The sequence below is a fragment of the Calothrix sp. CBUCES-K 9914 genome (assembly GCF_059640475.1).
The window spans coordinates 1-12,259 of sequence record NZ_JBXXZH010000263.1; the positions used below are offsets into that span (position 1 = coordinate 1).

At 39.0% G+C, this 12,259-nt stretch carries 9 protein-coding genes and 2 pseudogenes; 5 read left to right on the plus strand and 6 right to left on the minus strand.

Annotated features, from left to right (window positions below; all coding sequences use genetic code 11):
- Positions 1–139: 139 nt before the first annotated feature.
- Positions 140–1,585, plus strand: a complete 1,446-nt coding sequence (locus AC2JBO_RS36730) for an alpha/beta hydrolase (protein WP_496958572.1) — start codon at positions 140–142, stop codon at positions 1,583–1,585.
- Positions 1,586–1,649: 64 nt separating this feature from the next.
- Positions 1,650–1,886, plus strand: a complete 237-nt coding sequence (locus tag AC2JBO_RS36735; protein WP_496958573.1) for a hypothetical protein — start codon at positions 1,650–1,652, stop codon at positions 1,884–1,886.
- A 178-nt stretch (positions 1,887–2,064) separates the two neighbouring features.
- Here the strand turns inward: AC2JBO_RS36735 and AC2JBO_RS36740 are convergent, their stop codons facing one another.
- A complete protein-coding gene (locus AC2JBO_RS36740; RefSeq protein WP_496958574.1) occupies positions 2,065–2,646 on the minus strand; it encodes a hypothetical protein in 582 nt (193 codons plus the stop codon).
- A gap of 447 nt (positions 2,647–3,093) precedes the next feature.
- On the opposite strand from AC2JBO_RS36740, the gene AC2JBO_RS36745 reads away from it, so the two are divergent.
- From AC2JBO_RS36745 to AC2JBO_RS36755, 3 genes are all read left to right on the plus strand, one after another.
- The gene (locus AC2JBO_RS36745; RefSeq protein WP_496958575.1) at positions 3,094–4,311 is read left to right on the plus strand and encodes an acyl-CoA dehydrogenase family protein; all 1,218 of its coding nucleotides are present in this window, start codon (positions 3,094–3,096) and stop codon (positions 4,309–4,311) included.
- Complete coding sequence (locus tag AC2JBO_RS36750; protein ID WP_496958576.1) at positions 4,304–5,038, plus strand: PIG-L deacetylase family protein; 735 nt, start codon at positions 4,304–4,306, stop codon at positions 5,036–5,038. The genes AC2JBO_RS36745 and AC2JBO_RS36750 overlap by 8 nt, the downstream gene beginning before the upstream one ends.
- Before the next feature lie 88 nt (positions 5,039–5,126).
- Entirely contained in the window at positions 5,127–6,452 is a 1,326-nt protein-coding gene (locus tag AC2JBO_RS36755; RefSeq protein WP_496958577.1) for an SAM-dependent methyltransferase, read from the plus strand.
- Between the two features lie 157 nt (positions 6,453–6,609).
- On the opposite strand, the gene AC2JBO_RS36760 is transcribed toward AC2JBO_RS36755, so the two are convergent.
- The 5 genes and pseudogenes from AC2JBO_RS36760 to AC2JBO_RS36780 form a co-directional block, all read right to left on the minus strand.
- Positions 6,610–6,861, minus strand: coding sequence for a hypothetical protein (locus AC2JBO_RS36760; protein ID WP_496958578.1), 252 nt, complete (start codon positions 6,859–6,861; stop codon positions 6,610–6,612).
- Positions 6,862–7,018: 157 nt separating this feature from the next.
- Positions 7,019–8,785, minus strand: a complete 1,767-nt coding sequence (locus AC2JBO_RS36765) for a protein kinase domain-containing protein (RefSeq protein ID WP_496958579.1) — start codon at positions 8,783–8,785, stop codon at positions 7,019–7,021.
- 439 nt (positions 8,786–9,224) lie between these two features.
- A pseudogene (locus AC2JBO_RS36770) lies at positions 9,225–10,897 on the minus strand (NACHT domain-containing protein); the annotation flags it as partial.
- 100 nt (positions 10,898–10,997) lie between these two features.
- A pseudogene (locus AC2JBO_RS36775) lies at positions 10,998–11,324 on the minus strand (formyltransferase family protein); the annotation flags it as partial.
- 104 nt (positions 11,325–11,428) lie between these two features.
- Positions 11,429–12,145: an SDR family NAD(P)-dependent oxidoreductase gene (locus tag AC2JBO_RS36780; RefSeq protein WP_496958580.1), complete on the minus strand. Its 717-nt coding sequence runs from the start codon at positions 12,143–12,145 to the stop codon at positions 11,429–11,431.
- Positions 12,146–12,259 lie beyond the last annotated feature (114 nt).

Consider the following 12,259-nt stretch of genomic DNA (forward strand, 5'->3'; position numbering starts at 1 on the left):
CCAATAAAGATTTGCGCGAAACCCTTGATTTTTCAAGATTTTTAGGGAACGAATCAGCCCTGCCGCGTGGAAGGGGGCTAGGGGGGATCAAAACTTGTAAAGTAGATAATTATTTATATCTATAGATATCTCTACTTTCATGAATCGTAAGCGTATACTCGCCCTAACCATCGCACTCTTACTAATCGCTGCTTCTTGGTGGAATGTAATGGCAGTACAAACTTCTCTTACTATCCGCCATTTCCAACGCGCGGGTGTACCCTTACTATACATAACGCCAAAACAAAACAACCAAAAAGTACCTGGTGTTCTTATCGCGCACGGTTATGCTGGTTCTAAGCAGTTAATGCTTGGCTATGCTTATACGTTTGCACATGCTGGCTATGCTGTAATGTTATGGGATTTTGACAGCCATGCAGCTAATACGCAGCCATTACAACCAGATTCATTATCGGCAAATTTAAATGTTGCTTATACAGCATTAATTGAACAACCAGAAGTAGATGCATCACGTCTTGCAACTCTCGGTCACTCAATGGGAAGCGGCGCCGTTATGTCTGCTGCTATAGATAATGTTAACCGCTATACTGCTACTATCGCCGTTTCACCGACAGGCGCCAGACCTACACTTATTGCACCTCGTAACCTTCAACTGCAAGCGGGTAGTTGGGAAGGTGCATTTATTGCCAATGCACAGCGTTTATTGCGAACAGCAGGTGGAGAAAATAGAAATTTTGCAGGTGGAACAGCAAGGAATTTAGTAATTATTCCCAATGCTGAACATATTACAATACTGTTCCGCGCGCGTAGTCATGAAGTTGCCAAAAAATGGCTGGATGCTACCTTCGGTGTGCAGCGTCAAAGTAATTATATAGATAATCGTATTCTTTGGTATCTTGTACACTTGTTGAGTTGGTTAGTCGTACTTGGCGCCATTGCTCCCACCTTTAATATTAACTTAAATCACAAAAGCCCAAAAATAGTCAATTGGGCAGGTTTGTTAGCGGCGCCTTTTTTTGCTAGCTTCGCATTGATGCTATTTAATCACGTTGGTAATATCGAAGGTTTGGGGGGAGTGTTAGTTGGTGGAGCGGTCAGTATTTGGTATGGTGTTGCTGGTATAACTTGGTTGACTATTATGGCACGCTTACCAAGACTGAGAATACAGGCAGTTATCGCTGGAATTACATTATTTGCAATGCTTTGGGTTGGGTTTGGCGCAATGGCACAGGTCGTATGGCTACAGTGGTTATTGGCGCCTGTTAGGTTACAATTATTTCCAATTTTGGCAATTACTTGTTTTCCTTGGTTTTTAGCATCGGGAATAGCACAGCAAAATATCACGTTTGGAAAACGGGTTTTCTGGTGGTTGGGACAAAGTGTAGTGATAATAGGTGGATTCATTTTAGTACTTTACTTGCTGCCACAACTTGGTTTTATTGCATTGCTGTTACCTGTTTTCCCTGTACTAGTGGCTATTTTTTCGTTTACTGCTAGTGTATTGAACGAGCCTTGGAGTTATGCTATTGGTAACGCTTTATTTTTCGGATGGGCACTTGCAGCCACCTTTCCTTTAGCGAGTTGACAATAATCTGGCAACAGATTAAAACGGATGTAACAGGTATTAATTTAAGTAGCTGGGCTAACAAATGATACCAGCAGATGAACCAATTCCTCCTATTTGTGAAACTAAAGTGACACCAGAATGGCTGACTCCAGAGTCAATACAGTACGTAGCCGAATGTATTAATGACTGTGAAAATGCGCTGATGCTAGCGCAATTAAGGCACATTTTTCCACGTGAGGTTTTAACTGAGGCATCGCGATATATTAAACCACATCAACGCCAAAATATACGAATTTGGCTTGCAGAACTCAATAAGTAAATAATGTACAAAATTTGATGTTATTTTTTTAAGAGTTGGAGTAGTGTGACGCTACGAAAAAACTTCAACGTAGCTATAAGACCTGTAGCGTCACGCACCGAACAAAATTTGGTTTTTATGGTGCGTAACGCTACCAAATTATTAGCTTCGTTGGAATATTGTTATCGCGTTACGCACCCTACTTTTGTGATTTTAAGAGTTGGAGCAGATTTTGAAGTTTGAAATCATTCCAGTTTAAAGAGGCTGAAGTTTCAATAATTAAATCTCCTTGTTTGACGTTAGTTATTAAAGCAGAGCCATTTTTAAGATTATGAAAAAGACTATCTACAAGCGTTGATTGATTTCGAGGTAGAGTATAGTAAACTTTGTTGTTTTCCACTCTAACCCCTTTTGGTAAAGCTCCATTAGGAATTTTCCCTCCTAAGAATGTATTCCAACCAGCGATAAGATAACGATATACTAAGGAGTCTGTTTCAAATTTTGGTGGTTTTAGTAAGCGTAGTGTACCTTCAAAAGTATCTTCATGAAGAGTAATTTGCTCTGGAGTAAAGTGTAATTGTACTTGAATTTTATTGTGTTCTACTACTGCAATTAAACCTTCTTCATCATCTGGTTGTAAGCTTTTTAACTGTTCAACTCTAGATTTTGCTTGTTCACAAAGAAGTAAAACTGTTTTTTTCTTTAAAATTAATTGTTTAGCTTCCGAACTAAACGTTATATATTCTTCAAAAGTTGCCCTGATTCTATTAAAAATTCCCATATTTAAAACAGTAATAGTAAAAGCTTCATATTATACAGTATAAATCAAATAAGATAAATAGCCTTCGTATAAATACTTACATTGTAACTAGTCACAATCATGAGTCGGTGCGTGACGCTACAAGTCTTATATCTACGTTGAAATTTCTTTATAGCGTCACGCACCCTACGGTTGAATGGTGCTTACTTAAGAATTTTGAGGCGCCAATAAATTGGGGTAGGGTGCGTGAAAGCTATTACTATCAAGCAATGTTACGCCAAATACAGTGCTTTCACGCACCATAAACATCGTTAAGTAAGTGCCATTCCACCCTACGGTTTTTATGTGCCCAGAGCGTAAGTCCTGTATTAAACACCTTCCATGAGTAAGACCCAAAATCTTGCACTAGATAGAGGCATTAGGTGCCTGTATTTATTTATTGTAGTCAATAATACTACTAACTGTTACATGAACAAGGCTACTATTACTACTCAACCACTACAAGATTTTGCCTATTCACAATGGGAAAGTCCTACTATTGCTCAATCTCTCGCACGCGCTGTGGAAATTGCTGACTTTTGTGCAGCAAATGCAGCTTCTGTTGATGTAAATGGCGCCTTTCCGCAACGCGAGTTTGAGTTGATAACTGAAGCAGGTTTACTCGTAGTACCGTTGCAGCGAGAGTTGGGAGGGTGGGGTGCTGGCTTTGATGCTTCGGTAACTCATGGAACGTTAATGTTACTCAAGCATATTGGACGTGGTAATCTCGCAGTCGGTCGGGTGTACGAAGGACACGTCAATGCACTGCAACTTATTCAAACTTTGGGCAATACCGAACAAATACAAGCGTATGCCAGTGATGCTCGTAATGGTAAAATATTTGGTGTTTGGAACGCGGAAGCAAACGATGGTGTGAAAGTTATTCCACTTGATAACGGTAAATATAGACTTGAAGGTTCTAAAACATTCTGTTCCGGCGCCGGTTTTGTGGAAAGACCATTTGTAAACGGTGCTTTACCAGATGGAACTTGGCAGATGTGCATTGTGCCAATGGAAGAAGTGGCCACTGTGAGTGACCCTAGTTGGTGGCAACCAAGTGGAATGCGTGCGACTGCGAGTTATAAAATAGATTTTACTGGGGTTGAGTTAGAACAAAGTTCATTAATTGGCGGCCCAGGAGACTATTATCGTCAACCTTGGTTATCTGCGGGAGTTATACGTTTTGCTGCTGTTCAGTTAGGTGGCGCCGAAGCGTTGTTTAACCTAACGCGCGAATATCTTCAAAAATTAGACTATACAAACGACCCATACCAACAAGAACGTGTGGGAAGAATGGCAATGGCAGTTGAAAGCGGTAATCTATGGTTGAAAGGCGCCGCTGATGTATTAGATAACTATGCTCCAATTTTTGGCGGTTATCCAACACAACCACATCCGAAAGTGGATCAATTGGTCGCCTACGCGAACATGGTACGAACTACAATTGAGCAAGTCTGTATTGATGTAATTCAGATGTGTACACGTTCGGTTGGTACTCGTGGTTTACTGCCACCGCATCAAATGGAACGGGTAATAAGAGATTTAACGCTGTACCTGCGTCAACCAGCTTTTGATGCAGCACTTTCCAGCGTTGGACAATATTCATTAAGTCAAAACAATCCTGCTCACTCATTGTGGTATGAATAACCAAGTTATTGAAATATCACCTCTAGCAAATCCTTATATCTTACCCATAAAGACAATTGAGGAAATTGCTGGAAGTCCTGTATTAATTGTTGCACCTCATCCCGACGATGAGACATTAGGTTGTGGAGGTGCCATTGCTTTATTACGCACGCTCAATTGTGATGTGCGCGTATTGATTATAAGTGATGGAACTTTATCGCATCCTAATTCTAAAACGTACCCGGCGCCTAGACTCAAAGCATTACGTGAAGGTGAAACGCTGAGTGCTTTGAACTTGTTAGGAGTCGAAAAAAAATCTGTAACTTTCTTAGGTTTACAGGATGGTTCCATTCCAGAGCAGTATACAGATGCAGTTGAGAATTGCCGCACTTATTTAGCGAAATTAAAACCGCAAATTATATTTGTACCTTGGCGCCAAGACCCACATTCAGACCATCGCGCGACTTGGAAATTAATTCATGACGCATTAGATACACTAAGTCCACGTATAATTGAATATCCAATTTGGGACTGGGACCCTGAGCAACGGGGAGATTTTACAGGAACAGTTGACTGCTGGCGCCTGGATATCAGTAAAATGCTGACATTAAAAGAAAAAGCAATAAGAGCTTACCGTTCCCAAACCACAAACTTAATTGACGACGACCCCGAAGCTTTTATTCTTACACCTGAAATGCTTTTAAACTTTACCCATCCTTGGGAAATGTATTTAGAAGTAAATAGTTAGTTTGTAGAGCATCCAGATTGTGGAATGGGCATCCAGATTGTGGAATGGGCATCCTTGTCCGTTCTTCTATATCCAGGGGTAGGCAGGGATGCCCACCCCACAAGAAATTAAAAAGAATATGAAACTGATAATATTCGATATTGACGGAACGTTGACCAAAACCAAAGACGTAGATACAGAGTGCTTCGTCCAAACCTTCGCAGATGTATTTGAGATTACACAAATAAATACAGATTGGAGTAAGTATGGACACACTACTGACTCTGGTATCACCTTACAAATATTCCATGAACAATTTGACCGGGCGCCATCTGAAGAAGACTTATCAAAGCTTCAGCATCATTTTGTTGAATTATTACAGCAACGTTATTCAACAAAACCAGAAATGTTTACAGAAATACCTGGTGCATCTGTAATATTACAGAAAATATCTTCATTGCCAGATTGGAAAATAGCACTTGCAACCGGAGGATGGCAACCTTCTGCTTTCATGAAGTTACAAGCAGCAGGATTAAATACTACACAATTTCCAATTGCCACTGCTGACGATAGTTACTCGCGCGAAGTAATTATTACAACAGCAATAGAAAGAGCAAAAGAAGCATATAATCAACAAGAATTCGAGCAAATCGTTTGTATAGGTGACGGTATTTGGGATGTATTAACAGCCATACAACTTCAATTACCTTTTGTAGGCGCCGCTTCAGATACGCAAAAGCAAGTATTACAAGAAGCAGGGGTAGAGCGTATTATTACAGATTTTCTAGATATTGAATCATTCTTTGATGCCTTAAATACAGCTACCGTTCCTAAACCACATAAACCCGAACAAGTACAAAAAAATTCCCTGCCACCAAGTTATTTTGAAACTCTATATACTACTAACCCTGACCCTTGGCAATTTGAAACAAGTGAATACGAAGCAAAAAAATATACTAACACTATTAAGGCACTTGCTAAACCACGTTATCAGTCAGGATTAGAAATAGGCGGTTCTATTGGTATATTAACCGAAAAACTGGCGCCATACTGTGATTCATTACTATCAGTAGAAGTATCAAAAATAGCACAAGAACAAGCGTGCGTGCGCTGTAAAGAATTACCGCAAGTCCGCTTTGAACTCATGCGGATACCAGAACAATTTCCTCAAGAAACCTTTGATTTAGTTTTAATTTCAGAAGTCGGTTACTACTGGTGTCGTGAAGATTTACAAAAAGCACAAACCCTTATTTTAGAAAATCTAGCTAAGGGAGGACATTTACTACTGGTACACTGGACAGAATACGCGCGTGATTATCCTCTCAACGGTGATGAAGTACACGACTCATTTTTAGAATTGGCGCCAACCCAACTAAAACACCTCAAAGGTCAACGCGAAGAACAATATCGATTAGATTTGTTTGAACGAGTATAATGTTTCGTAGGTTGGGTGGAGGCTTTGCGGAACCCAATATAAATAGTCACGCAGCAAAGAATCTAATGAGTACAGAAACAGAAGTTTATATCTCGGATTACTACCGAGTTTTTGAACGTATAGTTGGTGGCTGGCATCTAAAGGCAGGCAAGGTTTTTTATAAAAAACTTCCCATAAATAAATGTTGATTTTGATGATTTTGAGGTGTTATACGGAATTTCTTACCAGCAAGTTGCAACTGAGTTGTTTCGCGTAGCGGGTGGGAAGGCTGGGTATTACCTAGCAAACCTGCGCCGCAAGCTATATTATTATTGTGGGCAAAACCCTGTTGACGTGAAGAAAAAATTAAAATTGCTTGGGGTTGGGCGTGATGACCCGACGGAAAGTTTGCAACAGGATTAACTCTCAATACTGCTCGGTTAAGAATTTAAATCCCCCCAACCCCCCTTAATAAAGGGGGCTTAAAGCTCTGTTTTTCCCCCCTTATTAAGGGGGGCTAGGGGGGATCAGTTATGTTATAAAAAGCTGACCCTGGAATATGGACTTAATTTATATTGATATTAATTTTATTTAATTCTTATAAATTTCCACTTCTGTGTTTGATTATCCCAGGATAATGTGTAGTTTAAAGAAATATGCATAGTGTTACCTGCCTTCATATTATAAGCAACACGAGTATTCACTACAGCATTATTAGAATTGGTTTCTATTACGTCTACCTGCTGCACATCAATTGATTTAACTGTTTTCCACCAATCTGCAAAGGATGCATATCCATTTGGATGTACTTTTGTATCTTCCTGCAATGCTTTAGGTAATCTATCCCATGCAAATTCATAGTTACCGCTGTTAATATCATTATAGTAATTCACTACTTCGCTTTGTGGAGATGGTAAAGAAGTATTGGGACTTGTTTGATTGTTACCCAACTTGGTTTCCTGCTGTACAGAATTTGGTAGGGGTGATGATGTTATTGCTGTTTTATTAGTCGTAGTGCTTTGAGAAGCTTGAGTTTGCTCAAAAGAACTTGGTATGGGTGATGGTATTATTGCTGTTTTATTAGTCGTAGTGCTTTGAGAAGCTTGAGTTTGCTCAGGAGAACTTGGTATGGGTGATGATGCTATTGCTGTTTTATTAGTCGTAGTGCTTTGAGAAGCTCGAGTTTGCTCAGAAGAATTTGGTAGGGGTGATGATGCTATTACTGTTTTATTAGTCGTAGTGGGTTGAGAAGCTTGAATTTGCTCACTAGTTTTTGGAGTGTTTAATGCTGGTAATTGGGTATCTTGAGAGGGTTGAGGGTTTTTTGCTGAATCAAATTCGCTTGGTGATTGTTGTACTACTGTCTGTGAGGTTTTTGTTAGCATCATGCTGGCAATAACAGAAGTACTAATCAAGGCGCATGCACTCAAGATACCTATAACAATAGGATTTATTCCCCTTGATTTATTGACAGAAGCATAAATAGGATTCGGTTGAACTACTGCTGTTTTTGCTACTGTTTGCTCAGGTAAATGTACGTAACCATTCTGTAATGCATCAAGCATTTCTTTTGCAGTAGCAAAACGCTCCCGTGGATGATAAGATATTGCTTTATCAACTACTGATTTAAGTGTAGGACTAACATTAAAAGCATGATGATGCCAAATAATTTCGCCTGTGCGAGAATCTGTTTCTAATTCTTCTGGATGTTTACCAGTTAGTAAATAAATTACAGTAATACCTAAACTATATAAGTCACTAGAAAAAACTGGTCTACCCATCGCCTGTTCGCTTGGCATATATCCAGGTGTACCAATCACTATTGTACTTGTTGGATTACCTTGAGAATTCACTGCTGTTCCCATAATTTCCCTTACCGCACCAAAATCAATCAGCACTGGTAAACCATCTTCATAGCGCAAAATAATATTATCAGGTTTAATATCTCGGTGAATAATTCGCCTTGAATGAATATAATCAAGTAATTGCAATAAGCTTACTAATATTTCTCGAACAATACTTTCACTTATAGTTCCTTGTTTTGATACTTTAGTCGCTAAAGTGTCGCCATCAATATATTCTTGAACTAAATAAAATAAGCCATTCGATTGAAAGTAAGCATATAAATTTGGAATTTGATTGTGCTTGCCGCCTAGCTCCTCTAATATTGCTGCTTCGCGTTGAAAGCGCTCTTGGACTAACTGATAAATTTGAGGATTATTTTGAATTGGTTTTAATTGTTTAATTACGCAAGAGCGATTTGAAGGCATTTGAATATCTTCTGCTAGGAAAGTTTCGCCAAATCCCCCAGTTACTAATGTTTTTTTAATTTGATAGCGATTGTTAAGTAACATATTTTATAACTTTTTTACTTGTAATACTCGTCTAGTTCCATTTAGTTACTGTAGCTTGACGAAAACAATTAACAATAATAGTCGTGACAATATATTTAGTAGAATTTTAATTACATAATTGTCACTAAAACTTTTAATCGGGCTGTCATTTATATAACTGCCTTATTCTCAAATATTAGCATAAATTTAACCTAAGTGTTTGTTAAGCAAAAGTAGTAATTTAATTTACAATTATTCATACGCAAATATTTATTCTACATTTAACCAGTTATTATATCAAGTCAGGATGATTAGTTATAATACAATTCGTTAACCTAGGTTGGGTGAAAGCTTATAGTAGTGAAACCCAAATGACATAAATTATAAGTATTTAACGCGCACATCATATTACTTATCATAAGCGTCTTTGCCATATTCTACGGCGCCTAAAACTTTAAGATTGGATTTTGTATGATAGTACCTGTCTAATTTGCGCGTCGTCGAATTTCTCTAATTCCAACACTTCAAACTGTGGTGTTTCCCCAGTTAAGTTTGCTGTTGAAGCTTGTAGTTCGGCATTTAACAACGCGCGTCCTTCTGTAGCTTCGGGAAAATGTTCTGTACGACAAGTTAAAATAACTTTGGCACCCGGTACTACGACTTTTGCTAATTCCCAAAAGTTATTTATCATCTCTTGCCTATCAACTCTCGCTGCCATCTCATCAAAACCATCAAAAATTAGTAGCAACTTACCCATACGGTTGAGTTGTTCAAACGCAGGATAATGTAGCCTACGCATTTTGTGCTTACGAAAGAAAAACTCTGAAAAGAGCGATTCGACACTTACCGCTTTCGCATAATCACGTAGAGGAATTAACAACGGTAAGCGAGGACGTTCAACACCACGATTTTTGGCTTCTTGATATTTTTGCAATGCTATCCAAGCATAATGTAAGGCAAACCAAGTTTTACCAGTACCAAACTCTCCTAATATAGATATATGTTCCCTTACTGGGTCATCAAGCCAAAGGTCGATACAACCGTCAATCCAGCCTTCGTCTTCTGTATATTTACTTACCGCTATACGACGTTTAGTAACAGGGTCTATTTCCTCTTTAATACAAGCAAGCGGAACATATTTAGTATCGATTAAGCGCCGTTTTATTTCTGCTTCCAACCAATTAAGATACTCACTAAAATCAGCATCTTGGTCTAAAAGCTCATCAAACGTGTAGCAAAAAACACTATCATATTCTTCCTTCTTAACTTCGTTGCGTGCTGCTGGTGAAATTCTTCTAGCACTTACTAACCATCCTTCATCTACACTCTGGTTTTCTACCGAAGCAAGCAAACTAGAAACATCTTTAACACCCGCTTCACCTTCAATTCCACGCACTAAAATACGGTCATATCCACGTCTACCCTGAATATTTATAATCCACTCAAAATAATTATTTTCCCAAACTTCGTATTTTTCAAAGACATAACCCAACGTTTCAAACCAACCCCGCATTTGCTGTGCCAAAGCAATATTTTTACGTTGATCTGGTAACGCAACACTACCCGGTAACGCTGGATAACTTTCTCCAACCAACTGCGCTATTTCCGTGCGAACAGCTTCCAATGTTGGTAGTCTATCAAACCGCTCTTGAATAACTGCCAACTTTTTATGCAAAGAGCTAACTTGATGACTCATCAATACATCTGCTGGAGTACGACTTCGTTTAGCAACTTCGATAAAAACTGATGCAAAAGTCGCTATTTCACGTCGTACATCAATACTTAAATTACGAATTTCATCACCAAGTTCATAACTACTAAGAAATGTATCAACTTCAGAAAGAACAATCGAAGGATTATTATGGTCAAAAGCCTTACGTTCGCGAAGCGTGCCCTCTTAGGGCAAAATGCCAGCCTTATTTCCTCATGACGGAACAATTCTAAAAATGCCCCAGGCTTACCAACTCCATATTCTACCAGTGCATAAGCATAAACTCCAGAAAAATCAGCAGGAGGATGTTCCGGCGCCAGATTAAACCTTTGTAATAATTTTATCACTGTTTCATTACGTTCCAGCACCGGAGTTACGGCGCCAGCGATAGCTTGAATTACGTCTTTAAGTTCAAATATCACAACAGCTTGTACTAATAAATTTAAATCTATACAAATATATACTACAATCTTGTGGGATGGGCATCCTGCCCGTCCTTATCATGCAAGTTAAATGTAGTAACTATTCAAATACTACAGTTCTATCACCATAAACCAACACTCTGTTTTGTAAATGCGCGCGCACTGCTCTTGCTAATACGACTCGTTCTAAATCTTTTCCCTTACGAATTAAATCAGCTACAGCATCACGGTGACTTATTCGCACAACTTCTTGCTCAATAATTGGACCTTCGTCTAAATCTGCCGTAACATAATGGGCAGTGGCGCCAATAATTTTAACTCCCCGTTGATACGCACGCTTATATGGATTGGCGCCAACAAAGGCAGGTAAAAATGAATGGTGAATATTAATAACCTGTGGAAATTTACTAACAAACTCAGGGCTAAGTGTTTACGTGTCAAAAACAACCCAACTGCAAAATCTGTATGTTGGTCGGGACAAGAAATTAACAGAGTAGCAGTAGGGGAGATACAATTTAATTACGTTTTTAGTTAGGTTTTTAGGAATGGACGAATGTTAATATCTGTGACTTCAGCGGTACGGGGTAATTGAAGGGCGCCGATAATTGTATTGGCAACATCTTCGGGTTGTAATAACCGTTCGGGGTTATATTCTCTTCCTTCAGTTTCATATATTGACGCTTGCATGGGACTTGCGGTGCGTCCTGGGTAAATGCTAACAACACGTACACCTAGGGAGTTGACTTCGGCGCGCAAACTATCTGCTATTGCTTTGAGTGCGTGTTTTGTTGCTGCATATTGCCCTCCTCCTGCTCTCACACCATAAATAGCACTGGAATTAATAAAGACTATTTGCCCAGTACATTTGATAATTGAGGGTAATAATGTTTGGGTTAGTAAGTAAGGTGCCCGCACGTTGGTACGATATTGTTCATCTAGTAATGCTACAGGTGTTGTTTGAATTTCCCCAAAGGATATTATTCCTGCACTGTGGACAAGTATATCGACTTCACCAAAATCTTTTTCTATATATTTATTTAAAATCGCAATATCTTTGTCTTGAGTAATATCGAGTTGGTAAGTTTGAACAAGGGGCGCCGTTTTGGCTGCTTGCGCGACTTGTTCTAGTTTATCGAGATGGCGCCCAATTAGACAAAGTTTTACTGATTGGTTTGCAAGTTCGAGCGCTATTGCTTTACCTATACCACTACTGGCGCCTGTGATTACTGCTACTTGGTTTTTTAGCATATTTGAGTTTATGTATATAAAATTTTTATCCTCCCTAACCCCCTTAATAAAGCTACGGTGTACACACAAGTCTAAAAAAGGGGCGCTTGGGTTGCTTTTAAGGCTTCGGATGTA

What these genes read in the sequence shown, in the direction of transcription:
- AC2JBO_RS36780 (WP_496958580.1), bottom strand. Translation starts at nt 12,145, where the DNA reads ATGCTAAAAAACCAAGTAGCAGTAATCACAGGCGCCAGTAGTGGTATA.
- AC2JBO_RS36765 (WP_496958579.1), bottom strand. Translation starts at nt 8,785, where the DNA reads ATGTTACTTAACAATCGCTATCAAATTAAAAAAACATTAGTAACTGGG.
- AC2JBO_RS36740 (WP_496958574.1), bottom strand. Translation starts at nt 2,646, where the DNA reads ATGGGAATTTTTAATAGAATCAGGGCAACTTTTGAAGAATATATAACG.
- AC2JBO_RS36735 (WP_496958573.1), top strand. Translation starts at nt 1,650, where the DNA reads ATGATACCAGCAGATGAACCAATTCCTCCTATTTGTGAAACTAAAGTG.
- AC2JBO_RS36745 (WP_496958575.1), top strand. Translation starts at nt 3,094, where the DNA reads ATGAACAAGGCTACTATTACTACTCAACCACTACAAGATTTTGCCTAT.
- AC2JBO_RS36755 (WP_496958577.1), top strand. Translation starts at nt 5,127, where the DNA reads ATGCCCACCCCACAAGAAATTAAAAAGAATATGAAACTGATAATATTC.
- AC2JBO_RS36750 (WP_496958576.1), top strand. Translation starts at nt 4,304, where the DNA reads ATGAATAACCAAGTTATTGAAATATCACCTCTAGCAAATCCTTATATC.
- AC2JBO_RS36730 (WP_496958572.1), top strand. Translation starts at nt 140, where the DNA reads ATGAATCGTAAGCGTATACTCGCCCTAACCATCGCACTCTTACTAATC.